A 23,506-nucleotide genomic window follows, 5' to 3' on the forward strand; every position below is an offset into this window, starting at 1 on the left:
CGGTGACCGCCGGACTGGCCGCGCCGGTCCAGGCCGGCGCCGGGGCCACCGGGGTGGCCGTCGACCTGTTCCTGGTGTGCGGGCAGGTCGGCGAGCTGTCGGCGGCCGCCGCGCTGCGGGCGGCGACCGGGTACGCCCAGGCCGCCGAGGCCGCGGGCTTCGACGGCGTATGGCTGGCCGAGCACCACTTCATCAGCTACGGCGCCTGCCCCTCGGCGGTGGCGCTGGCGGCCTTCCTGCTCGGCCGGACCAGCCGCATCCGGGTGGGCACCGCCGCCGCGATCCTGTCCAACCGCCACCCGGTCGCGCTGGCCGAGGAGGCGATCCTGCTGGACGTCGTCTCCGGCGGCCGGTTCGGCCTCGGTGTCGGCCGCGGCGGCCCCTGGGTCGACCTGGAGGTGTTCGGCACCGGGCTGGACCGGTACGAGCGCGGCTTCACCGAATCGCTGGACCTGCTGCTACGGGCGCTGTCCGGGGACGGCGCCGTCGGCGCGGCCGGGCCGACGTTCGCGTTCCGGCCGGTGCCCGTGGTGCCCGCGCCCGTGCGGCCGGTGCCGGTATGGGTGGCCGCCACCTCGCCCGCCACCGCCCGGACGGCGGCGCAGCGGGGGTTGCCGCTGCTGCTCGGCGTGCACGAGGACCTCGCCGGGCGCCAGAGCATGCTCGCGGAGCACGCCCGCCACTGCGGCACCCCGGTCGAGCACGTGTCGGCGCACCTGGCCCTCACCGGCGATCCGGCGCGGGCGCGGCACACCCTGACCGCCTGGCTGCGGCGCACCGGCGAGTACGTGCGCCTCGCACCGTCCGCGACGGCCGCCCGCGACCTCGACGCCTACGCCGACCGCCTGCTCGACCTGCACCCGCCCGCGCCCGCCGCCGGGCTGGCCGAGCGGCTGGCCCTGGCCGCCGAGGCCACCGGCGTGCGGCGGCTGATGCTGATGGTCGAGGCGGCGGGCGACCCGGCCGAGGTCGCCGACGTGATCGGTGAGCTCGGCGGCGAGGTGCTGCCGGTGCTGCGCGCCCGCCGCACCTGACCCGGTCCTACGGCTGGAGTGAGGCCAGGTCCGGCGGCACGTCCACCGCGTGCGGCCGCAGCACCTCCAGCGGGATGATCTCCAGTGCCCGCTCGTTGGTCGAGGCGAGCACCACCGGCGCCGCCGCGCCGTCCTTGAACGCCTGCAGCCAGCGCACCGCCACCACGCACCAGCGGTCGCCGGGGCGCAGGCCGGGGAAGTCCCACTCCGGCCGCGGGGTGATCAGATCGTTGCCGACCCGTTGCTGGTGGGCCAGGAACTCGGCGGTGACCACCGCGCACACGGTGTGGCTGCCGATGTCCTGCGGCCCGGTGGTGCAGCATCCGTCCCGGTGGAAGCCGGTCATCGGATCGGTGCCGCACGGTTCCAGCTCGCCGCCGAGCACGTTGCGATCGGTCATGCCTGCAAGCTTCCCATCCGGATCAACCCCGGCGGAAAGGGCATCCCGGTCGGTGCGCCGAAGCTGGGCCGGGCGGGCCGACGCAGCCCCTGATCAGGGCCGTCGGGCCGAGCGGGGCCACGCCGATGGAGAGCACGAACGAAGGCGCCCGTCGCCGGCGCGGTCCGCCGCGATCGCCACGCCACGGTGGAGTCGTGGGCGGCGACCGCGGCGGGTGGTCAGACGGCGGCGGCGACCGCGGCGGCGATGAAGAGGACCTGCAGGACCGTACGCTGCGGCAGCGGGGTGACCGGCTTGCCGCCGAGGCTGAGTCCGCGGCGGGCGGCCGACACGTTGGCCGGGAACATCGCCGCCATCAGCAGCGCCAGCCCGGCGGCGGCCAGCGGGGCGGTGCGGGGGACGAGCAGCCCGGCGGCCCCGGCGAGTTCGAGCACGCCGGTGACGGTGACCAGCAGGTCCGGGCGGGGCAGTCGCGACGGGACCATCGCGATCATGTCGCGGCGCCAGGAGGGTATGAAGTGGACCACCCCGGTGGTCACGAACATGAGGGCCAGTCCGCCGCGCAGTGCGGGCTGCCAGGCGTCGAGGGCGTCCACTCCGGACAGGCCCAGCAGGCGCAGCAGCACGGTCCCGGCGACGAGTGCGATGAGGGGAGCCATTGCCTTCTCCAATCTTGTCGTTGACAAGATTGCGCTCTCCATCCCATCTTGTCAACGACAAGATTGGTGAGCCGCGACACGGCGGCCGGGATGCGGCGGGCCGGAGCTCCGAAGTGGGAGGTCCGGCCCGCGCGGTCAACCGCGGATCAGTAGGCGATGGTGCCGTAGATCGGCCGCCCCACCGGGCCGCCGAGCAGCTTCACCTTGAACGCCGCGCCGTTCGGGATGCCGGAGCCGCCGCTGGGGACGACCCAGCTCGTGCCGACGCTGGTGTAGCTCGAGCAGTCGGACTGCCCCTGGTACGTGCGGATCACGCAGGCGCGGAACGCGGAACTGGTGGTGTGGATGTTCACGTCGTTGCAGTGCGTCGACCCGTACAGGGTCGGAGTGAGCACGTAGTCGCTCGACGTGTCGACCATGAAGCCCAGCGGGTAGGTCACGGCGGTGTAGCAGTCGCCGGCCAGGGTGGTGGCGCCGCCCGCGGAGGCGGGTGCGGCCAGGCCGGTGAGGGCGAGGGCGGTCGCGGCGGCGACGCCCAGGACGCGCTTGATCATTCTGTCTCCCTCGTGTGGTGGCGATGTGCCGCGCACGACGTTTCCACGGGCGGCCTGGGCCGACAACGCCCGCTCAATCGACATGCATAGATGTTCCGAACTGCCGCCCGGAACTGCCGCCTGGGCGGCGTACGGGCAGGTCGGCAGTGATCTGCCGGTCAGCCCAGGCGGCTGCTCGCCTCGTCCGCGCGAGGATGCCCGAGCTGGTCGAAGATCTCCCACGCCGCCCGCCACGCCGAGCGGGCAGCCGCGCCGCGCCCGGCGGAGGCGTACGCGTCACCCAGGTGGAGCAGCACGTCCGCCTCGTTGAACCGGTCCCCGGCGGACCGGAACACCGCCAGGGACTGCCGCAGGCAGCGCACCGCCTCGGTGTGCTCGCCCAGGCGGTGGTGGGCCACGCCCAGGCTGTCCCAGATCGCACCCCGGCCGTACCCGTCGTCGACCTGCTCGTTGCGGGCCAGCGCCTGCCGGCACAGGGCGAAGCCCTGGGCGACGTCGCCGAGGTTGAGGTGGGCCCAGCCCACCGCGTTGAGGGTCCGGGCCTCGCCGATCCCGTGGCCGCGTCGGCGGTAGAGCGCCAGCGCGGTCTGCCGCTGCCGCAGCGCCCGCTCGTGGTCGCCGTGCATCTCCGCCATCCAGGACAGGCTCATCAGGGTATGGGCGTGCCCGACCGCGTCGTCGAGGTCGGCGTAGCACCGCGCGGCGGCCCGGTAGTGGTCCGCGGCTTCGGCGTACCGCTCCAGCTGCGTGTAGCCGCGCCCGAGGATGCGGTGGGCGTAGGCCTCGCCGCGCCGGTCGCCCGCGCGTACGGCCGCCCGCAGGGCGATCTCCTCCACCGCGATCCAGTCCGTCCAGTGGCCCTGATGGTCCAGGTAGTCCAGCAGGGACCAGGCGAGATGCCAGGCCTGCCGGTCCTGGCCCAGCGCCTCGGCCTGCGCCACCGCGGCGACCAGCGTCGGATGCTCGGCAGCGAGCCACGCCATCGCCGCGTCGGCGTCAGCGGGCTCGGCCGGGACCGGGCCGGCGCCCTCCGCGCCGATCGGCTCCCGGTGCGGCTCCACCAGCACCGCCGCCCGGTGCGCGGTCGCCTCGTACCAGGCCAGCACGCGCAGCGCCGCCGCCGTACCCTCCTCGGCGGTCAGCAGCTGCCGGGCATACGCCCGAAGCAGGTCGTGCAGCCCGAATCGGCCCGGCGCCACCTCACTGACCTGATGCGCGCGCACCAGGTCCTCGATCACCGCCCGCGCGCGCGGCACTGGCCAGCCGGCCAGCGCGGCCGCCCCGGCGGCGGTGAAGTCCGGGCCGGGATGCGCGGCGGACAGCCGCAGCAGGCGGCGCGCGTCGGCGTCCAGGCGCGCGTACGACCAGTCGAACGCCGCCCGCACCGCGCCGAACTCGTGCCCGCTCGCGTGCAGCTGCTCGGCGACCAGCCGCAGCGGCACCTCGGGCCGTCCGGCCGCACGCGCGGCCACGACGCTGATGGCCAGCGGCAGCCGGGCGCAGTTGGCCGCGATCTGGTCGGCCGCGGCCGGGTCGCCGGCCACCCGCTCGGCGCCCAGGCGCCGCGCGAGCAGGTCGCGGGCCTCGCCGGGGGACAGCAGCCCGACGGTGATCGGGGCGACCCCGGTCGCCGCCGTCAGGTCGATCAGCTGGTCGCGGCTGGTCACGATGGTCCGGTTGCCGGGGCCGCCGGGCAGCAGCGGCAGGAGCTGCGCGCCGTCGCGGGCGTTGTCCAGCACGATCAGCACCCGCCGGTCGGCCAGCAGGCTGCGCAGCAGCCCGGTCTGCCCGTCGACCCGGGCCGGGACGCGTTCCGGGGCGACGCCCAGCGCGTCGAGGAACCCCCGCAGCACCGTCTCGGGCGCGACCGCGACCGCGTCCGGCGTGTACCCGCGCAGGTCGGCATAGAGCTGGCCGTCGGGGAACGAACCGCGCTCGCGCTGCGCCCAGTGCACCGCCAGGGTGCTCTTGCCGACCCCGGCGCTGCCGACCACCAGCGACAGGGTCTCGTCCTCGTCGAGGCGCTTGAGCAGGTCCTTGCGGCCGACGAAGCCGGTGACCGCGGCAGGCAGCTGCGCCGGCAGCGGCCAGGCCGCCGCGGCCGGAGCCCGCCCCAGGACCTGCGCGTACGTGTGCTGCAGCTCGTCGCCGGGTTCGGCGCCCCACTCGTCGGCCAGCCGACCCGTGATCTCCGCGTACGCCAGCAGGGCGCCCGCGCGGTCGCCGAGCTCGGCCAGCGCCGCCATCAGCGCGGCGTGCACCTGCTCGTGCAGCGGAACGTCCCGGGCCAGCGCCCGCAGCGGCTCGGCGGCGGCCGGGGCGTCCAGCGCGGCCAGCGCGAGCGCGGCCGCGATACGGCGCTGGTTCAGCGCCGCCGCGGCCGGATGGTTGCGCAGTGCCCCGCCGAGCAGCACGGGTCCCCGCCACAGGTCCAGCGCGGCGGCCAGCGCGGCGGCGGCCGCCGGCGCGGGCTGTCCGTCGGCCTGGCGGACCAGGGTGTCGAACCGGGCGGCGTCCAGGTGCGGCCCGGCGGCGAGGGCCGGTCCGCCGCCGTCCCCGGTGACGCGGGACCCGTCGAGCAGCCGGTCCAGCGCGGTGATGGCGGCGCGGACCTGCCTGGCGGCGCTGCGGGGCGGGGCGGTGCCCCAGTGCGCGGCGGCGATGTCGGCGACCGGGACGGGTTCACCGGCACGCAGTGCCAGCAGTGCCAGCAGCGTCCGGTGCAGGGGCGGTCCCAACTCGACGGCGGCCCCGCCGCGGCGGGCGCGCAGCGGCCCCAGGATCTCCACCTGCACGGGCCCGGTGCTCGCGGGCGGGGCGAGCGCCTCGTGCTCGGCGGCGGTCAGGCCCAGCGTCTCGGCCAGCCGCCGCACGGTCGCCGGGCGCGGGTGCGCGCGGCCGTTCTCCACATCCCGGATCGCCCGCAGGCTCAGACCGCTGCGCGCCGCCAACTCCTGCTGCGTCATGCCTGCCCGGCGGCGGTGCTCCCGCAGGCGCCCGCCCGCCCCGGGCGGCTGGACAGTGCCGCTCACGGTGATCCTCCCCGCCGGGAAGCCTACCCGCGCGCGGCACCGTCGACTGCCCGCTCCGTCCGGGATGGACGGAGCGGAGAGGTGGTCCGGGCACCGGCCGGCGCCCGGACCACACTGCCGGTCACGGCAGGGCGTACTTGGACTTCAGGTAGTTCTGGGTGGAGACGCGGGCGGCGTCGGTCAGGGCGCTGGAGTAGACCAGCAGCTCGGCCAGGTCGCCCTGCATGAAGTACGACGAGTAGTACGCGCCGATCTGGTTGATCGCCCAGCCGCCGCTGGCCGACCCCGACGTGGTGCTGTAGAGCGTCCCGTCGCGGTAGACCTTGAGCGTGGCGCCGTCGTACCGGATCACCAGGTCGTGGAAGACCCGGGTGTTGCCGATGGTGGTCGTGGCCGTCGGCAGGCCGTTGGAGCCGTAGACCAGCGCCTGGGTGCCGTTCTCCCAGCGCAGCTGGTTGTTGGCGCTGTCCCCGCCCGGCCCGAGGATCATGCTGAACGACTCGGTCGTCTTGGTGTTCTTGCCGACCACGAAGATGGTGAACGCCGACGGGTTGATCGCGGTCAGCGCCAGCGACTGGCTGCCGCCGAAGCGGATGACCGGCTTGCCGTTGACGACGCCGCTGACCACGGTGGGCTGGCGGGCGGCGACGGTCATGCTGGCGTGGTGCGCGGTGCCGCTCTGGTCGGCCCAGTTGCTGACCTTGCCGGCGCTGCTGGTCACGCCCGCGTCGGCGCGCAGCCAGACCAGGCTGCCCGCGACCGGCCCGGTGGCGCACGGGTCGGTGCCGACCACGTTGACCGCGGCCCAGGCCAGGTGCACGGCCTTGTGCTCGGTCGAGCAGGCGCCGTAGAGGTCGGCCGCGGCGGCCAGGGTGTGCGTGCGGGCCTGCGCGTACGTCTCACTGGTCACGAAGTACACGTCCAGCGCCCGGTACCAGATCTTCTCCGCCTTGGCCCGGCCGATGCCGGTCACCGCGGCGGCCGACCCGCAGATCGGGCTGGTGCCGTACGCGGTGGCGCCGGTGCCCTCGGCCAGGTCGAAGTAGAAGTGGTTGGCCACGCCGGAGGAGTAGTGCGGGTCGGCGCTGCCGATGCCGGAGAACCAGCAGCCGTACGACGAGCCGTCCAGCGGCGGGTTGTACATGTAGCGCAGCGGCGCCCCGGTGCCGAAGATGTCGATCTTCTCGCCGACCAGGTAGTCGCCCGGGTCGGCGGCCACGCCGGCGTAGAACTCCACCATGTTGCCGAAGATGTCGCTGGTCGCCTCGTTGAGGCCGCCGGACTCGCCGGAGTAGACCAGCCCGGCCAGCGCCTCGGTCACGCCGTGGCTCATCTCGTGGCCGGCCACGTCCAGCGCGGTCAGCGGCCGGAGGTTGCTCGAGCCGTCGCCGTAGGTCATCTGGGTGCCGTCCCAGAAGGCGTTGACGTAGTTGCTGCCGTAGTGCACCCGCGAGGTGACCCCGGCGCAGGCGCCCAGGATGCCGCAGCGGCTGTGCACGTTCTTGAAGTAGTCGTAGGTCTTGGCGGCGCCGAAGTGGGCGTCGACCCCGGCGGTCTGCGGGCTGCTCGTCGCGCCGTTGCCCCAGATGTTGTCGGCGTCGGTCATCACCGCGCAGGTGCCGCCGGTGAGGTTGCTCATGCTGCAGACCTTGTTGTTGCCGTGCGACGGGTCGATCAGCGAGTACACCACCGGCGACACCGAGGTCTGCGTGGTGTCGATCGAGACGGTCCCGGAGTACTGCGAGTAGCCGGTGCCCAGCACGGACTCGACCTCGTCGAAGCTGCCGCGCACGGTGCCGGTCAGCGCGTCGGTCAGGACGTGCAGCACCGAGGGGGTCTGGCCGTCGGGCGCCCACCCGCGTACGACGGTCTCCCAGGCCAGCCGCGGCGCGGCCGGGGTGCTGGCGTCGACGAACAGCTCGCTGCCGCCGACGGAGGTGATCCGGCCCTCGAACGCCTTGGCTGCGGCGGTCTGCGCGGCGGCCGCGGTGACCTTGGGCAGGACGCCGAGGGTCAGCGGCGCGGTGAGGCCGGTCGCGGCGCCCGCGAAGGCGCCGTTCGGGGCGGTGTGCACCACCAGGTCACCGCCGTAGACCCGCAGGCCGTGGTAGCTGCGCTGGTAGCGGACGTGGCCGGCGCCGGAGGTGTCGGCGATGACGCGCCCGGCGGTGTACGTCTCGGCGTCGGTGCCGTGGATCACGTCGCGGTGCTGTGCCAGCGCGGCGGCGGCAGTGGCGGCCAGGCTCGGCGCGCCGGTGGGCGCGGCGGCGGACGCGGCCGCCGGCAGCGGGGTGAGCAGGGCGGCCAGCAGGACTGCGCCGGCGGCACCCGCGAGGGTACGTCTCATGTGTGTCCTCTCCAACTCGTCAACCGCCGCCGATGAATTGACGGCAGTTGATATCTATCGAAGAAAACGACAGTTGTAAATATAGATGAATGGCGCTCACTCAGCCTCGGGTGGCGGCGGGGCCGGCAGTGCCGGACCCCGCCGCCACGGCTCAGCGGTTGCCGGTGCGGTCGAGGCTGAGCTCGGCCGCGGCACCGGTGAGCGGGCCGGCGGCCGACACCTCGACGGCCCGGCCGCCACTGGCGGGCAGCGCGCCGCGCTGGTGGCGGCCCGGTCGCGACGGCCACCAGAACCGCTGCCCCAGCAGCATGGCGATGGCCGGGACGACCAGGGTCCGCACCAGCAGCGTGTCCAGCAGTACGCCGATGCCGACGATGACGCCCAGCTGGGTCAGCACGATCACCGGCAGCACGCCCAGCACGGTGAACACGGCCGCGAGCAGCACGCCCGCCGAGGTGATCACTCCGCCGGTGGCCGACAGCGCCTTCAGCATGCCGGCGCGGGTGTCGCCGCGCTGCTCGGTCTCCTCCCGGGCCCGGGTGACCAGGAAGATGTTGTAGTCGACCCCGAGCGCCACCAGGAACAGGAACGCCAGCAGCGGGACGCTGGCGGCCAGGGCCGGGATGTCGAGCAGCTGGAACACCAGGCTCGCCGCGCCGAGGCTCGCGGCGTAGCTGACCACGACGGTGAGCAGCAGCAGGAGCGGGCCGACCAGCGAACGCAGCAGCACGATCAGTACCAGCAGGACCACGGCCAGGACCAGTGGGGCGACGACCATGTCGTCGCGGGTGTTGGCGTCGCGCTGGTCCAGATCGGCGGCCGGCTGCCCGCCCACCAGGGCCTGCGCGCCCGGCACGGCGGCCAGCCGCTGGCGCAGCGCGGTGACGGTGCGGTCGGCGGCGGCGGTGCCGGACTCGTCGGCCAGCTGGATCGAGAACTGCGCGAGGGTGCCGTCGAGCGAGACCTCGGTGCGGCCGACGGCGGTCACTCCCGGCGTCTGGCGGGCGGTGTCGGCCGCCGCCGGGGCGGTCTGGGCGGTGGTCACGGCGACCACGGGCTGCGCCGATCCGGCCGGGAAGTGCCGGGCCAGCGTCTGCTGCGCGCGTACCGACTCGACCTCGGTGCGGAACTGCTCGGTCTGCGACAGCCCGATCCGGGTGGTGAGCAGGCCGGCGGACAGGGCCGTGAGGATGACGACGGCGACGGCCAGGACCGCTGCCGGGCGGCGGCTGACTAGCCGGGCGATACGCGCCCAGAGCCCCGACTCGGTGGTGTCGGCGCTGCCGGGGGTGGGCGTACGCGGCCAGAACGCACCGCGCGGCACGCAGGCCAGCGCGGCGGGCAGCACGATCAGCCCGAACAGCAGCGCGACGGCGACCCCGGCCGCGGCGGCCACGCCGAGCGTGCGGTTGCTGGTCAGCACCGCGGTGAGCAGGGTGAGCAGCGCCAGGATGACGGTGCCGGCGCTGCCGATGATCGCGGGTCCGGCCGACCGGACGGCGGTGGCCAGCGCCGCGCGCCGGTCGGGGGTGCGGCGCAGCTCCTCGCGGTAGCGCGAGATGAGCAGCAGCGCGTAGTCGGTGCCCGCGCCGAACACCAGCACCGAGACGATGCCCGCGACGGAGGCGTCGGTCGGTTCGCCGATGAGTCGCCCGATGCCGGGCAGCAGCTTGGCGGTCACCTGGTCGGCCAGGCCGATGACGGTGAGCGGGATGAGCCACAGGATCGGGCTGCGGTACGTGATGAGCAGCAGCACGGCCACGACCGCGGCGGTGGCGGCCAGCAGCGTCACGTCCGCGCCCTCGAACGCGGCCGAGATGTCGCGCCCGAACGCCGCACCGCCGGTGACCTGCGCGCTGACCCCGGTGGGCAGGCCGTCGCCGGTGCTCAGCCGCGCGCGCACCTGGTCGACGGTGGCGTTGACCGTGTCGCGGTCCAGGTCCGGTGTGAAGGGCAGCACCACCAGGGCCGCCCGGCCGTCGTCGGAGTACCGCGCGGGCGGTGCGTCGCCGATGCCGTCGAGGCCGGTCAGCGCGGTGGCGGTCGCGGCCAGCGCGGTGCGGTCGGCCTCGGTGAGGGGACCCTCGGGGCGTTCGAACACGACGATGGCGGAGGTGGCGCGGCCGCTGGCGAACCGGTCGAGCAGCGCGGTCACGCGCGTGGACTGCGCGCCCTCGGGCAGGCCGTCGGTGGGGCTCGCCTCGGGCTGCGCCGGTGTCATGAGCAACGCCAGTGTCGACAGGGCCACCGTGGCCAGCAGGACGAGCACGGCTCCGATCCGGCTGGTGATCCAGGTGGCGATGCGCTCACCCATGATGTGTGCACTCCTCATATTTATTCGCTGAACGAAAGGTTCGATCGCCGAAATGATAGACTCACCGCCATGGTGCGGCAACCTGAGCCCCCGGCCGAGCGACCGGCGGCGCTGGCGGAGCTGATCTCGGCCCTGCGCGAGAGCAGCGTGGAGAGCGACGTCTTCGTGGACGTGTTCGCGCGGGCGCACCGGCTCGGCCGCAGCGACCTCAACGCCGTCATGTGGATCACGTCGGCGGCGCAGGAGGGCACCCCGCTGACCGCCGGGGAGCTGGCCGCGCGCCTCGGGCTGGGCGCCCCCGCGACGACTTCGCTGATCGACCGGCTGGAGGCGTCCGGGCACGTGGAACGCACCCGCGACCCGCACGACCGGCGCCGCGTCACGCTGGCCATGAAGCCGTCGGCGCTGCTGATGGCGTACGACTTCTTCCAGCCGCTGGGCGCCCGGATCGAGACCGCGCTGACCGACCTGCCCACCGCCGACCTGCTGGTGGCCGCCGCGGTGCTCAGGCGGATGACCGCCGCCATCGTCGAGTCGCGCGAGGCCGCACGCGCCTGAACCGGCCGCGTCTGGACGACGCGCCCCCCGCTGCCCACACTGGAGCCCGGCTGAGGAGGGCCGCATCGTGCTGTGGGTGAACTTAGCGGTCAGCGGGCTGGCCGCGCTGGCGGTGGTGCTGGCGGCGTTCGCCGTCGGCGTCGGCAAGGGCCTGCACCGGGTGGTGGACGTGGCCTGGGGCCTGGGCTTCGCCGCGGTGGCGGTCACGACGTACGCGCTGTCGGCCGGGCACGGCGATCCGGTCCGGCGGGCGCTGGTGACGGTGCTGACCGTGGTCTGGGGTGTCCGGCTGGCGGCGCACATCGCCTGGCGGGGGCGCGGCCACGGCGAGGACCCGCGCTACGAGAAGCTGCTGTCGCGGGCCCGGGGCAGCCGCACCTGGTACGCGCTGCGGACGGTGTACCTGCTGCAGTGGGCCATCATGTGGTTCGTCTCGCTGCCGGTGCAGGTCGCGCAGTACGACGCCGATCCGCCGACCTGGTGGCTGGCGCCCGGCGCGGCCCTGTGGGCGGTCGGGCTGTTCTTCGAGGCGGTCGGCGACGCGCAGCTGGTGCGCTTCACCGCGGACCCGGCCAATCGCGGCAAGGTGCTGGACACGGGCTTGTGGCGCTATACCCGGCACCCGAACTACTTCGGGGACGCGTGCGTGTGGTGGGGGCTGTGGCTGCTGGCCGCCGCGAGCGGCTGGGCCGGGGCGGCCACGGTGCTGTCGCCGCTGCTGATGACGTGGCTGCTCGCGGCCAAGAGCGGCAAGCCGCTGCTGGAGGCCGGGCTGCTGCGGCGGCGGCCGGGCTACCGCGAGTACATCGAGCGGACCAGCGGCTTCGTGCCCCGGCCGCCCCGGCGGCGGTAGGTTGCCGGGTGCCCGGGTGCGGAGCAGCCGCGCTAGCGTGTGCGGGTCTGTCTCCTTCCACGATCGGTATTGCGATGAGCCAGCTCGAAGACGTAGGCGACCAGGACGGCTGGCGCTGCTGGGTATGCGACGAACGGGTCGACCCCGGGGTCTCGGTGAACGACCCGCGCGGGCCGAGTGTCGACAGCAGGACCGCGAACCCGAAGTCGGCGAAGAAGGGCGGCGGTGACTACGCGGGCGGGGAGCGGCTGGCCCACCGCGCCTGCAACACCCGCAAAGGCGCGGTGACCGCGGTGATCCCGTGGCCGGTGGAGCTGATCGTGTTCGACCCGGCGCCGCTGACGTCGGTGGCCGAGCGGCTGGACCGCAAGGGCGGCCGCGAGGTCGTCGCCCGGTGCGCGGACCGCGCCGACGCCCAGCGGGTGGCCGACTGGCTGGTCGACCGCTTCTCCCGGCTGGCGCCCGCGCTGGACGTCAGCGCGAGTGTCGACCCGGGCGGCGGCCAGTTCCTGGTCGCCCTGACCACCGGCCGCCGCCGCTGATCCCACTCGTCTCCACCCGCTCACGTTGAACCCGTCGAGCGTTGAGAAGGGTCCCTTCTACGTCGGATTCCGATAAGAAGGGACCCTTCCTTCGTGTGCGGCGGGGGTCAGGGGCAGGGCTCGGAGGTGATCTCGTAGTACGAGGTGTAGGCGCCCCAGTGGTAGCTGGGGTCGCCGGGGCACTCGCTGAAGGTGGAGGCGCCGACGAGGTTGCTGTGCGCCGCGTCGTCGAAGTACGCGACGAAGACGATGTTGCCGTTGGCCTGGGCGGGCGTGGCGCCGGCGACCAGGCCGAGTCCGGTCACCGCGGCGATGGCGGCGAGTCGTACGGCGATCCGGGTGCGGGTTCGTGACCTGCGCATTGGTGCCTCCTGAAGGCAGACGGATAGCCAATCATACATTCAAGTACGCCGATGCGCATGGTGGATCAGGCGGCGCGCTTGTGCTCGGCGGTGGCGGGGGTGCCGGAGTGGACCCGGACCGGCAGCGGCAGCACCGGGGCGAGCGGCCCCTCGTCGTCGGGCCCGGTGTCGCCGAGCCGCCAGGAGCTCCCCGGGCGGCGCAGGCTGCCCGGCGGCCGCCGCCCGCCGAACCGGGGCAGGTTGAGCAGCAGCAGGAGCGCGTACCCGGCCAGCACCAGGCTGTGCGAGAGGATCCGGGCCGCCTCGACCCGGCCGAAGACGGCGTCGTTGGCGGTGAGCAGTCCCAGCACGACCACGAACGCCGTCATCACCGGCAGCAGCCCGTTGGGCCGGGTACGCCGCCAGGCCAGCCAGGCCAGCGCCGCGCCGATGGCGACGTTCCAGGCCGCCGACTCGTGCCACAGGTGCCCGGACGACACCGATCCGAACCCGGCGTGGTGCGCGTCGGCGGCGGCGAGGCTGCTGATCTGCGCCACCCCGAGCAGGAACTGCGCCAGGCCCACGGCCAGCAGCGCCAGGCGCAGTGCTCTCTCGGCCAGCGGGCTGCGCCGGGTGGATCCGGTCGCCGGGGGCGCGACCGGGGCCGCGGCCAGGATCGTCGCGAGTGCGTCGGGGCCGAGCGCGGGGGCGGGGAGTGCGGCGGCGGTACGGGTCAGGCGGGTCACCTGGTCGGCCCGCTCGGCCCAGGCCGTACAGCTCGCGCACCCGGCCGCGTGCGCGTCGACCGCCGCCGAGGCGGCCGGGTCGTGCTCGCCGTCGAGGCGGGCCGACAGCTGCTCGCGTGCCTGCGCACAGTCCATCCCCACTGCCATGCCCCCCATTGTCGTACCTGCCCGCCGAAAAGTTCCCAGCCGGGCGTGTGACCTGCGCTGCCGCCGCGACCCGGCCCATCGCATCGACGACCGTCCAACGATACGATTCCCGGCATGTCCTACGGCGCCCACGACGACCAGACCACGGCCCTGGCCCTGGCCGCCCGCGCGGGCGACGTACGGGCGGCCGAGGCGTTCGTCGCCGCGACCCAGCGCGACGTCATCCGGTTCCTGGCGCACCTGGCCGGTCCGGCCGACGCCGAGGACCTGGCCCAGGAGACGTTCCTGCGCGCCATGCGGGCGCTGCCCGGGTATGAGGGCCGCTCGAGCGCCCGCACCTGGCTGCTGTCCATCGCCCGGCACACGGCCATCGACCACCTGCGCGCGCTGACCCGCCGTCCCCGGACCGCGGACCTGTCCGACTGGGCCGCCACCGCCGACGCGGCCCGGACCGCCCAGGGCCCCCGGTTCGACGAGCAGGTGCTGATCAACCGGCTCATCAGCCAGCTCGATCCGGACCGGCGGGAGGCGTTCGTCGCCACGCAGGTCCTGGGCCTGTCCTATCTCGAAGCCGCCGAGGTGGTCGGCTGTCCGGTCGGGACGATCCGCTCGCGGGTGTCGCGTGCCCGCGAGGACCTGGCCGCCGCGCTGGCGGCAGACAACGCTCCGCACCGGCATCTGCGGGCCGTCTGACCGGCCGGCAGCCCGCCGGGCGGCGGGCTGCCGACGCGCGGTCAGGCTGCCGCGGGCCTGCGGCGTACTGCCACGACCAGCGCGGCGAGGGCGACGACCAGCGCGGCGATGCTGAGACCGAGGGGCCAGCCGTCGCCGTCGTCGCCGGTCGCGGGGCTCGCGACGGCCGCCGCGGTCGGGGCGGCCGAGGCGGGCGCGGCGGGCTTGGGCAGCACCTTCAGCACCGGCGCCGGGTGGTCGACCTCCTCGCCGGGCTTGGCCTCGTCGATCCAGCGGACGACCTCGCCGTCGGAGTACGTCTGCAGCGCCTTGAACACGATCTGCGGCACGTCCGGCACCGGCCCGGCCGAGACGTCGAACTCCTGGAACTGGCCCGGCTTGATCGCCGACGCGGCGTCCGCCGTCCAGATGATCTTCGAGACGGCCTCGGTGATCTCGGAATCGTGGCTCTTGATCGGCGTGGCGAGCTGCCGCTTCTCGACCGTCGCGGTCCAGCCGGGGACGGGCTTGACCGACACGCTCGCGAACGGCGCGTCCTCCGGCAGCACGACCTCCAGCTTCACCGTCGAGGCGGCGGGCTTCTCATTGGGTACGCGGAAGGTCAGCTTCGCGTAGCCACCGACGGTGGCCTCCTTCGGGTTGACGGTCACGTGCGCGGCGGCGGGCACTGCGGCGAGTGCGACGATCGCCGCGACCAGGGCGGTCACGACGCCGGCCCGCCGACGGGCGGTTGCACCGAACTTCATCGGCTGTCCTTCGCGAATGGGGGGACGGGGCACGCGGAGGTGCCCCGGCGGGCCGTAACGGCCCGCGACCACACGTGTCGACCGCGGCCGGGCTCCGGTTCCCGCTGTGCGGGCCGTCACTCGCGGTTCGCGGGACTGCGGCGGCCGGGCTGCCGTCACCGCCGTACACGATGGTGCTGCTCGGTCGTTCTTCTCGGAAGTCGGAGGCGGTCGGAGCTTTTTCGGGCCGGGATGTCGATCTGCGGCGGGCCGGTTCGACTGACTGTTGGAGAGGGCCGTGCGTGCGGCGCTGAACAGGGGGAGATTGTGATGGGTAAGGTCACCTGCGACATCTCGGTGTCGGTCGACGGATACGCGGCCGGTCCGAACCAGCGGCTGGAGGCGCCGCTCGGTGACGGCGCGGAGCGCCTCCTGCACCGGTGGATGTTCGAGGACGTGGAGAGCAACCAGGCGGAACTCGCGGCGATCACGGCGGCGGGCGCCTTCATCATGGGCCGCAACATGTTCGGCCCCGGCCGGGGCGAGTGGGACCTGGACTGGACGGGCTGGTGGGGCGCTGAGCCGCCGTACCACGCGCCGGTGTTCGTGCTGACCCACCACGAGCGGGACTCGGTGCCGATGCGGGGCGGCACGGTCTTCCACTTCGTGACCGGCGGGGTCGGCGAGGCGCTGGCGCGGGCGCGGGACGCGGCGGGCGGGCAGGACGTGGCGGTCGCGGGCGGTGCCGCCACGGTGAACCAGTTCCTGGCCGCCGGGCTGCTCGACGAGCTGCGGCTGCACGTCTCGCCGGTGCTGCTCGGTCGCGGCGAGCGGCTGTTCGAGGGCCTGGGGCGGACGGAGCTGGTCCAGGTGGGGGTACGCCACACCGACCTGGTCACGCACCTGCGCTACGAGCCCGTGCGCGGGTAGCCGCTGAGAACTATCGGTCCCGGGAACCGATAGTTTCCGGAATATGTTGACGCTTCGCGATGTCCTGCTCGACCCTTGGACATGCCATGGCATCCGTGTCTGTCTATCACGCATGCCGCTTCCACTGCCCGGAAGGAGGCTTCCATGTTCATCAGCCCGGACCGCGCCCGCATCCGATCCGCGATCGTCGCACTCACGGTGTCGGCGATCGCGTTCGCGGGCGCGGTGACCCTCGCCCGGTCCACCACCGCCGCCGCGGCCGCGCCCCTGGCCGCCGGGGTCGAGGACGAGGGCGCGGACTGCGCCGTCAACCTGCCCGGCACCACCACGGCCGGCGCCAAGCTGCCCGATCCGTTCAAGAGACTGGACGGCACCCGCGTCACCACCAGATCCGACTGGCGCTGCCGCCGGGAGGAGATCAGGAAACTGTCCGAGCGGTACGTCTACGGCACCAAACCCGCCCGCCCGGCCGGCGTCACCGGCACCGTCTCGCGGACCGGCATCACCGTGAACGTGTCCGACGGCGGCCGCAGCGCCGGCTTCTCGGCCACCGTCAGCGTGCCCGGCGGCACCGGACCGTTCCCGGCCGTCGTGGTCGTCGGCGGGCTCGGCGCCGACACGGCCACCATCCTGGCGGCCGGGGTCGCCGTGATCAACTACGACCCGCTCGCGGTCGGCAAGGAGGGTACGGCCCGCGGTAACAAGCAGGGCGCCTTCTACTCCGTTTACGGCGCGACGAGCAGCACCGGGCTGCTGGCCGCGTGGGCGTGGGGCGTCAGCCGCATCATCGACGTCATCGAGCAGTCGGGCGGCACCGTCCTGAAAGCCGACTCGCTGGGCGTCACCGGCTGCTCCCGATACGGCAAGGGCGCCTTCGCCATCGGCGCCTTCGACCAGCGCATCGCGCTGACCATGCCGATCGAGTCGGGCAGCGGCGGGGTGCCCGCCTTCCGCGCCATCGCGGGGGAGTCCGGCGCCCAGCCGCTGAGCAGCGCGTACTCGGAGCAGCCGTGGCTGGGGGACGCGTTCGGGCCGTACACCGGCAATCCGGCCGGGCTGCCGGTGGACCAGCACGAGACGGTGGCCATGATCGCCCCGCGCGGGCTGTTCATCATGGAGAATCCGCGCATCGACTGGCTGGCGGCCCGCTCCGGCAGCGTGTCGGCGCTGGCCGGGGCCGAGGTCTACAAGGCGCTGGGCGCGGGCGACAACATCACCTACTGGTCCGACGTCGCGGACGGAACCCATTGCGCGGTACGGCCGGAGTGGCGCACCCCGCTGCAGCAGCACCTGCAGAAGTTCCTGCTGCGTACCGGCAGCGCGGCGGGCACCTTCCGGATCTCCAGCCTGAAGGCGGGCAACCTGGCCGAGTGGCGCGACTGGCAGACGCCGGTGCTGACCGATACCCCGCCGTCCTCGCCCCCGCCCTCGCCGTCGCCGTCCGGGGCCTCGCCCTCGCCGTCCAGGCCGCCCTCGCCCTCGCCGTCGGCGTCCTCGTCGCCGCCGCCGACCGGCGCCTGCGTGGCGGCGTTCCGGACCGTCAACTCGTGGCCGGGAGGGTTCCAGGGTGAGGTGACCGTGACCGCGGGCGCCTCGGCGATCAGCGGCTGGACCGCCGCCTGGACGCTGGGCGGCGGTCAGAGCATCAGCCAACTGTGGAACGGCACGCTGACCGTGACCGGTTCGGCGGCCACCGTGAAGAACCTCTCCTGGAACGGGGCGCTCGGCGCGGGCGCGTCGACCGCGTTCGGGTTCCTCGGCACCGGCAGCCCGGCCGCCTCCGGCCTGGCCTGCACCAGCCCCTGACCGCGGACGGGCCGTCCCGCCCGGCGCGGCGACGGCCCGTCCACCGGACTCGCGTACGGCCGATACCGTGCGCCGACGTCCGTCGACGAGACCACCGCACGAGCGACCGCCGGGCGGCAGCGGGACGCGGCGGGCGCCGCGACGGCCGCTAGGATCCTCCCCGTGGATCTGGACGACATCGCCGCTCGCCTCGCAGTCCCCGTCGCGGAGGTCGAGCGCGTGCACCGGCTCGCCGGGGACCTGCCCTCGGCCCCGTTGCCCGCCAAGGCCGACGCGCCCGCGATCCTCGACCGGCTCGCGGTGCACCCGGACGATGCCGCCGAGATCATGGCCGGCTGGCCCGATCCCGACTCTCCGCTGTGGACCCCCGAGCTGCGCTGGCTGCTCGACCGAGTGATCGCCCTGGTCCGCGCCGATCTGGGCGGCCACGGCTGGCTGCCGCCCGGTCCGGAGCTGCCGCGCGAGCGCGGCCACGCCTGGCGGCACCTGTACGTGTACGCGTACCTGGCCCTGGCCGACGTCGCCATGGGATACCACCGCGACCACGGCATCTCCGCCGACGTGTCCTGGACGACCCTTGCCGACCTGGGCCGCAACCTCGCCGTCGACCGGCGGATGAACGGCGAGGGCTGGCCGGTCATGCAGAGCTGGCTGACCCTGCACGCGCGCGGCGGCCTCTACGAACTGGGCCGGCTCCAGCACCATCGCGGCGACACCGACATCAGCCTGCACATCCCCGACGCGGGGCCGCTGACCCCGGAGGCGGTCTCCGCCTCGCTCGACCAGGCCCGCGCGTTCTTCCCGCGCCACTTCCCCGACGAGCACTACACGCACTTCGCCTGCGGTTCCTGGCTGCTCGACCCGCAGCTGCTGGAGTACCTGCCGGAGGACTCCAACATCATCCGGTTCCAGCGGCGGTTCGAACTGGAGCCGTACGAGGAGCCCGAGGGGCTGGACCCCGACGTGGAGGTGCTGCGCTTCGGGTTCCGCACCCTCACCACGCCGCTGGACCAGCTGCCGCGCCGCACCGCGCTCCAGCGCGCGATCATCGACCACCTGCGGTCCGGCCGGCACTGGCACTGGCGCCGGGGCCGCTTCCCGATCTGACCGTCCGTCCTAGCCGCGCAGCTCGTCCATGTGCCGACCGGCCGCGCCGACCGCCTCGTCGGCGGACCTGCCCTCGGCCCGCGCCACGATGTACGGCGCGTACCAGTCCGACCAGTGGTGGGCGGGGGCGACGGCCTCGTACGCGCCGTGGTGCTGCTCTGCCTCGCGCAGCAGCTCACTGAGGGTCGCAACGTCCATGGTGACCTCCTCGTCGCGGCGACACGGCCATTGTCGCCGGTCGGCGGCGCGCGGCGGCGGCTTATCGAGCAGCAGGCCCGTCCGGCGCGAGCGCGGGTCAGCTCTGCCGTCGGGCCCGGTCGAGCACCTTCGTGGCGAACTCCAGCGCGTGCTGGGCGCTGGTCAGCGATTCCCCGGCGCACTGCTCGTCGACCTGGCGGGCCCGCTGCCGGGGCAGGCCGAGGCTCTCCCGCATGGTCCGGGCGAACTCCTCGACCGATACCAGGTTGACCTGGTTCGGCGTCGGGGACAGGTAGCCGAGCTTGAAGAAGGAGCCGGGCAGCCGGGCCGCGCAGCGGTAGAGGCAGGTCAGCAGGGGCAGCCGGTAGTTGTAGAGGCGGCGGGCGCGCTCGGTGGCCAGCAGCGCGTGCAGCGACCACTGCTCGATCCGGCGGGACAGGTCGCGGATGTCGCGGCTGGTCGACTTGTCGCCGCCGTTGCCGCCCGACATGCCGGTGGCCCGGTCCCACAGCCGGGCGAAGCGCTGCGACAGGTCCAGGTCCCGCGCCTGCCACGACTGCGGGTTGGCCCGGGAGCTGTCGCTGAACTCCTCCAGGCTCTCGGTGGAGGAGTCGCGCATGAAGTGCCACAGCTCGTCGTAGCTGGTGCGGAACCGGCTGGTGCCCAACCGGCCCACCCGCAGCAGCCAGCCGAGCATCAGCAGCGCGGAGGCGAGCAGCAGCGCGCCGAGGAACAGGCTCAGCCCGGCCGACCAGGCGGCCACGCCCTCGGTCGCCAGCCAGGACACCGGCTTCATGTCGACGGTGGCGTCGGCGACGGTGACGACACCGACCAGGGCGATGCTGATGCCGAACAGCATGCTCGCCCGCTGCAGCGCGTCGCCCTCGCGGACCCGGCGCTCGTCGAAGGCCTTGGTGATCGCGTCGAGCAGGCTCTGGTAGTTGCGCTGCACCACGATGGCCTGGGCGGCGACCTCGTCGCTGCCGCGGACCAGCTTGCTGATCAGGCCGGTCTCGGTGAGGGCCGCGCGTACGCCGCCGGTCTGGCCGGTCAGGTGCCGCTCGGTGATCGCGTCGTCGTAGATGTCGCCGAGCTCCGCGGCGGTGGCGCTGACCTGGGCCCGGCAGCTCTGGGTCAGCCCGGCCAGGTGGGACAGGTCGGCGATGCCCTGCAGCAGCACCTGGTGCATCAGGTCCATCGACCCGTGCACCTTGCCCAGCTTGCGCCACTGCAGCACCGGCAGGTGCGTGGCCAGCGAGTCCCACAGCCGGGCGCCGCGCCCGGCGACGGTCTGGTACACGTCGAGGTGGTTGCGCCAGACGTAGAGGTCGTGCTGCACGTCGTCGAGCAGGTCCCCGGCGCGCGCCTCCAGGTCGGCGAGCTTGAGGACCAGCCGGTGGACGCCGTGCTCGACATCGGCGTCAGCGCCGCCGCAGGCGGCCGGGACGATCAGGTACAGCGGCGCGTACTCGGGGTCGTTCGGGCCGGGCTTGCGGCTGATGCGGCGCAGGGTGAGGAAGTCGCCGTTGAGCACCGAGGTGGTGACGACGTCGTCGCGCATGTCGCCGACCATGAGGACCTTGCGGGTCAGCTCGTTGATCGTGCTGCTCTGGATCGGGTCGCAGACGTAGTCCGCCGGATCGGCGGCCGTGTTCGCCGGTACGCCGATCCAGAAGTCGGCCTGCAGGTAGGTGCGGTCCAGGACCCGGAACGTCGCGTGGTCGAGGAATTCGCGCAGCAGGTCCTCGGCCTTGCGGGCGGCGCGGGCGAACCGCTGGCGGCATTCGGCGGCCGAGCCGCTGACCGGCTGCGCGCCGCCGTCGGCGAGCTCCTGCGGGCGGTGCTGCGGGTGGTGGGGCAGCCTGCTGTCGACGGAGATGCTCGCGTGCCAGCGCAGGTCGGTGCGGATCTGGTACAGGCGCAGGTCGAAGGTCACGTACCGGATGTCGGGGTGGGTGTCGACGCCGGTGAGGGCGGCGAACCTGGTCGCGTCCATGAACACCCGGTGCCGCAGCTGGGCCACGGCGGTGTGGGTGTCCTGGACCGAGTCGCCGCCCGGCAGCTTCGCGAGCAGGGTGCGCAGCTGGTCGGTGAGCCGGTCGACCAGGGTGTCGGCGTCCTCGCCGCTGAGGTAGGGGACCGGGGCCGGATCATCGGTGCCGACGCGGGGGTCGGCGCAGATCCAGGCCTGGCCGTGCGGGCTGCCGTGCAGCAGGCGCTGCAGCAGCTCCCGCAGCCGCGACGGCGGGTCGCCGCCGGTGACCCCGTCGCCGGAGACGAGCCAGGCCGAGGTGGCGACGACGGTCAGCCGGCGCAGGGGGCTGGTCGTCGTCGCGGCGGTGGAGTCCATGCTGGCCCGTCCCTATCGCGCTCGGGTAACGACATGAGCGCTCATAGTAACGACGGGTGTCCACGCGGCCGCATCGCCGGATCGTTTGTGGACGGTCGACCGGAAGGTCAGTCCTCGGCGACGACGATGACGCTGTCCTCGGCCGTGAAGGTGACCAGGTCCGCCTTTGCGGGGTTGAGCACGACGCGGTCGCCGGACTCGGTGTCGGCGCGGGCGATGCGGTAGCCGATCGGGGTCTCGTTCCGGCGCCGCGCGGCCTCGATCACCGTCGCGTACGTGACGGGCGTGCCCGCGGTGATGTAGTCGGCGGCGGGCTTGAGGTGGATCTCGGAGCCCTCGGGGTCGAACAGGTCGGCGAAGACCGACAGCAGGTGCGGGTTCTCCGACAGCTGGGTCATCAGCAGGCTGATCAGCCGCGCCGAGACGATGAAGTCGTCGGCGCGGGTGACCTGGGCGACCTCGCGGTTGGAGTCGTCGTTCATCTCGGTCACGATCGAGTACGGGTCGCCCAGCCGGTCCTCGATGTCGCGCAGGTGCAGCAGCGTGACCAGCGTCCGGTCGTCGGCCCGGTCCGGGTCGGCCGAGTCGTCGGCCAGCACGACGATGCGGGTGTAGCCGCCGGGGTCCAGGGTCTCCAGCGAGCGGCGGCTGGCCGGCTCGCAGCGCTTGTACCCCACGGTCAGGTGCTTGAGCTGGTCGAACGTGTTCTCCGGCGGCTGCGGCGCGGCGACGTCCACGATGGAGTCGGGGATCGCGTTGCGGTCCAGCAGGTTGATGATCTTCTCGGCCCGGTCGTTCCAGCCGATCAGCAGCGTCCGGTCGGGCTGGGCCCGGCCGACCGGCTCGGCGACGATCGCGCCGGTGTCGACCGGCACCGGCTCCAGCGCCGGTTTGATGAGCAGGTCGTCCTCGGCGATCAGCACGATCTGGTCGCCCGCCTCGACCGCGGTGTCCATCGGCGGATTGAGCACCACGTCGCCGTCGGCCCGGCACAGGCCGATCGGCGCGCCCAGCTCGAAGTAGTCCAGCGCCTCGCCGTAGGTCCGGCCCGCCAGCCGCGGCTCGGCGCGCAGGTAGATCTCGTTGCCGGCGAAGTCGAGCAGGTCGGTGCAGACCGCCGACAGGCCCGACTGCCGGTGGGACTGGGCGACCAGCCGTACCGCGATGTCGTCGGCGTCGATGATGTGCGCGAGCGGGCCGCCGGCCAGGCGCGCGGCGGCGATGTTGGCCGACTCCTGCACCGCGGCGATCACATGCGGTCGGGCGGTCGGCCACGGGCGGTTGTTGAGCAGCAGCAGGACCTTGATGACGTCGATGTCGGGGTCGCGGCCGGGCGGCGTCATCACGATCACCGAGCGGGCCGTGTCCAGGCTGGTCAGGTCCAGCGCCGCGCGCTTGAGCGGGCTGCCGGAGCGGCAGATGACCCGGGTGCGCCCGGTGTCGCCGACCCGCACCCGCAGCTGCTCCTCCATGTCTAGCTTGTCGTGGTCGGCCAGGACCACCACCGCCGACCTGGTCCGCCCCGCGTTGGCCCGCGCCAGCTCGGCGATGACCGTGAACACCTGGTCGGACCAGCCCAGGATGACGGTATGGCCGCGCTCGATCACCCGCGACCGCCCCCGGCGCAGCTGGGTGATCTGGTTGTCCAGCCCGGTGGTGAGCACCCCGATCAGCGACGACACCAGGAAGATGCCGCCGATGGTCACCACCAGCATCAGCGCCAGGAACGGCGCGCTGCCCGTGTCGGCGCCCATCGTGCCCGGGTCGAGCGTGCGCAGCAGGCTCATCCACAGCACGCCCAGCCAGCCCTTGTTGGCCGCGACGTCGTCGCCGGTCAGCAGCCAGGCAGCGAACGTGACCACGACGATCAGCGCCAGCGACGCGATGCCCAGCCAGCCGATCAGGGCCGGGGTGCCGCGGTCCATGGTGGAGTCGAACCACGACCGCAACCGGTCACGCGTCCGCATCTTCACGTCGCCTCCCACGCCTTCCATGCCGGCAGTGCCGGAGGAGTCCAGGCGCGCCACGACCGCAAGAACCTATCAACCCGCGCGGCGGCGGCGAAGCGGCCGGTACGGTTCTTCCTTCCGCCCTACCGTCCACTCTGGATCGCCGCTCCGGTCCCGCGCCGGGGCGGTTGGGAAGGGACCCTTCTTCGTCATGAAGCGAT

Annotated in this window: 20 protein-coding genes; 8 read left to right on the forward strand and 12 right to left on the reverse strand. The window is 73.7% G+C overall.

Going from position 1 to position 23,506, the window contains the following annotated elements:
- Nucleotides 1–2 precede the first annotated feature (2 nt).
- Nucleotides 3–1,034 carry an LLM class flavin-dependent oxidoreductase gene (locus QEZ54_RS23985; protein ID WP_281306969.1) on the forward strand — a complete coding sequence of 344 codons (1,032 nt, stop codon included), beginning with the start codon at nucleotides 3–5 and terminating at the stop codon, nucleotides 1,032–1,034.
- Nucleotides 1,035–1,041: 7 nt separating this feature from the next.
- Here QEZ54_RS23985 and QEZ54_RS23990 read toward each other — a convergent pair whose 3' ends face one another.
- The 6 genes from QEZ54_RS23990 to QEZ54_RS24015 all read right to left on the reverse strand — a co-directional run bounded on the left by QEZ54_RS23990 (nucleotide 1,042) and on the right by QEZ54_RS24015 (nucleotide 10,340).
- A complete protein-coding gene (locus tag QEZ54_RS23990; RefSeq protein WP_281306970.1) occupies nucleotides 1,042–1,434 on the reverse strand; it encodes a DUF2237 domain-containing protein in 393 nt (130 codons plus the stop codon).
- Nucleotides 1,435–1,652: 218 nt separating this feature from the next.
- Nucleotides 1,653–2,093 carry a DoxX family protein gene (locus QEZ54_RS23995; RefSeq protein WP_281306971.1) on the reverse strand — a complete coding sequence of 147 codons (441 nt, stop codon included), beginning with the start codon at nucleotides 2,091–2,093 and terminating at the stop codon, nucleotides 1,653–1,655.
- Nucleotides 2,094–2,239: 146 nt separating this feature from the next.
- Nucleotides 2,240–2,647, reverse strand: a complete 408-nt coding sequence (locus QEZ54_RS24000; protein WP_281306972.1) for a hypothetical protein — start codon at nucleotides 2,645–2,647, stop codon at nucleotides 2,240–2,242.
- 158 nt (nucleotides 2,648–2,805) lie between these two features.
- Nucleotides 2,806–5,679, reverse strand: a complete 2,874-nt coding sequence (locus QEZ54_RS24005) for a BTAD domain-containing putative transcriptional regulator (RefSeq protein ID WP_281306973.1) — start codon at nucleotides 5,677–5,679, stop codon at nucleotides 2,806–2,808.
- Nucleotides 5,680–5,800: 121 nt separating this feature from the next.
- Nucleotides 5,801–8,026, reverse strand: a complete 2,226-nt coding sequence (locus QEZ54_RS24010; protein ID WP_281306974.1) for a M4 family metallopeptidase — start codon at nucleotides 8,024–8,026, stop codon at nucleotides 5,801–5,803.
- 151 nt (nucleotides 8,027–8,177) lie between these two features.
- Entirely contained in the window at nucleotides 8,178–10,340 is a 2,163-nt protein-coding gene (locus tag QEZ54_RS24015; RefSeq protein ID WP_281306975.1) for an MMPL family transporter, read from the reverse strand.
- A gap of 69 nt (nucleotides 10,341–10,409) precedes the next feature.
- Between QEZ54_RS24015 and QEZ54_RS24020 the strand changes: the two genes are divergently transcribed.
- The 3 genes from QEZ54_RS24020 (at nucleotide 10,410) to QEZ54_RS24030 (ending at nucleotide 12,293) form a co-directional block, all read left to right on the forward strand.
- Nucleotides 10,410–10,898, forward strand: coding sequence for a MarR family transcriptional regulator (locus tag QEZ54_RS24020; RefSeq protein WP_281306976.1), 489 nt, complete (start codon nucleotides 10,410–10,412; stop codon nucleotides 10,896–10,898).
- Between the two features lie 76 nt (nucleotides 10,899–10,974).
- Entirely contained in the window at nucleotides 10,975–11,751 is a 777-nt protein-coding gene (locus QEZ54_RS24025; protein WP_281306977.1) for a DUF1295 domain-containing protein, read from the forward strand.
- Between the two features lie 74 nt (nucleotides 11,752–11,825).
- Nucleotides 11,826–12,293: a hypothetical protein gene (locus QEZ54_RS24030; RefSeq protein WP_281306978.1), complete on the forward strand. Its 468-nt coding sequence runs from the start codon at nucleotides 11,826–11,828 to the stop codon at nucleotides 12,291–12,293.
- Nucleotides 12,294–12,400: 107 nt separating this feature from the next.
- Here the strand turns inward: QEZ54_RS24030 and QEZ54_RS24035 are convergent, their stop codons facing one another.
- Nucleotides 12,401–12,655, reverse strand: coding sequence for a DUF6289 family protein (locus tag QEZ54_RS24035; RefSeq protein WP_281306979.1), 255 nt, complete (start codon nucleotides 12,653–12,655; stop codon nucleotides 12,401–12,403).
- A gap of 65 nt (nucleotides 12,656–12,720) precedes the next feature.
- Nucleotides 12,721–13,527 (reverse strand): zf-HC2 domain-containing protein, encoded by an 807-nt coding sequence (locus tag QEZ54_RS24040; protein ID WP_281306980.1) that lies wholly within the window; start codon nucleotides 13,525–13,527, stop codon nucleotides 12,721–12,723.
- Between the two features lie 114 nt (nucleotides 13,528–13,641).
- On the opposite strand from QEZ54_RS24040, the gene QEZ54_RS24045 reads away from it, so the two are divergent.
- The gene (locus tag QEZ54_RS24045) at nucleotides 13,642–14,220 is read left to right on the forward strand and encodes a sigma-70 family RNA polymerase sigma factor (RefSeq protein WP_281306981.1); all 579 of its coding nucleotides are present in this window, start codon (nucleotides 13,642–13,644) and stop codon (nucleotides 14,218–14,220) included.
- Between the two features lie 41 nt (nucleotides 14,221–14,261).
- On the opposite strand, the gene QEZ54_RS24050 is transcribed toward QEZ54_RS24045, so the two are convergent.
- Nucleotides 14,262–14,966 (reverse strand): YcnI family protein, encoded by a 705-nt coding sequence (locus QEZ54_RS24050; protein ID WP_281306982.1) that lies wholly within the window; start codon nucleotides 14,964–14,966, stop codon nucleotides 14,262–14,264.
- A gap of 309 nt (nucleotides 14,967–15,275) precedes the next feature.
- Here QEZ54_RS24050 and QEZ54_RS24055 point away from each other — a divergent pair, with 309 nt between their 5' ends.
- From QEZ54_RS24055 to QEZ54_RS24065, 3 genes are all read left to right on the forward strand, one after another.
- Complete coding sequence (locus QEZ54_RS24055; protein WP_281306983.1) at nucleotides 15,276–15,875, forward strand: dihydrofolate reductase family protein; 600 nt, start codon at nucleotides 15,276–15,278, stop codon at nucleotides 15,873–15,875.
- A 144-nt stretch (nucleotides 15,876–16,019) separates the two neighbouring features.
- Nucleotides 16,020–17,681: a cellulose binding domain-containing protein gene (locus tag QEZ54_RS24060; protein ID WP_281306984.1), complete on the forward strand. Its 1,662-nt coding sequence runs from the start codon at nucleotides 16,020–16,022 to the stop codon at nucleotides 17,679–17,681.
- Nucleotides 17,682–17,843: 162 nt separating this feature from the next.
- Entirely contained in the window at nucleotides 17,844–18,788 is a 945-nt protein-coding gene (locus QEZ54_RS24065; RefSeq protein ID WP_281306985.1) for an acyltransferase domain-containing protein, read from the forward strand.
- Nucleotides 18,789–18,797: 9 nt separating this feature from the next.
- Here the strand turns inward: QEZ54_RS24065 and QEZ54_RS24070 are convergent, their stop codons facing one another.
- The 3 genes from QEZ54_RS24070 to QEZ54_RS24080 form a co-directional block, all read right to left on the reverse strand.
- Entirely contained in the window at nucleotides 18,798–18,986 is a 189-nt protein-coding gene (locus QEZ54_RS24070; protein ID WP_281306986.1) for a bleomycin resistance protein, read from the reverse strand.
- A gap of 97 nt (nucleotides 18,987–19,083) precedes the next feature.
- The gene (locus tag QEZ54_RS24075) at nucleotides 19,084–21,336 is read right to left on the reverse strand and encodes a hypothetical protein (protein ID WP_281306987.1); all 2,253 of its coding nucleotides are present in this window, start codon (nucleotides 21,334–21,336) and stop codon (nucleotides 19,084–19,086) included.
- A 107-nt stretch (nucleotides 21,337–21,443) separates the two neighbouring features.
- Nucleotides 21,444–23,303 (reverse strand): hypothetical protein, encoded by a 1,860-nt coding sequence (locus tag QEZ54_RS24080; RefSeq protein ID WP_281307058.1) that lies wholly within the window; start codon nucleotides 23,301–23,303, stop codon nucleotides 21,444–21,446.
- Nucleotides 23,304–23,506: the final 203 nt, after the last annotated feature.

This window comes from Catellatospora sp. KI3 (genome assembly GCF_029948125.1).
Lineage (GTDB): Bacteria > Actinomycetota > Actinomycetes > Mycobacteriales > Micromonosporaceae > Catellatospora.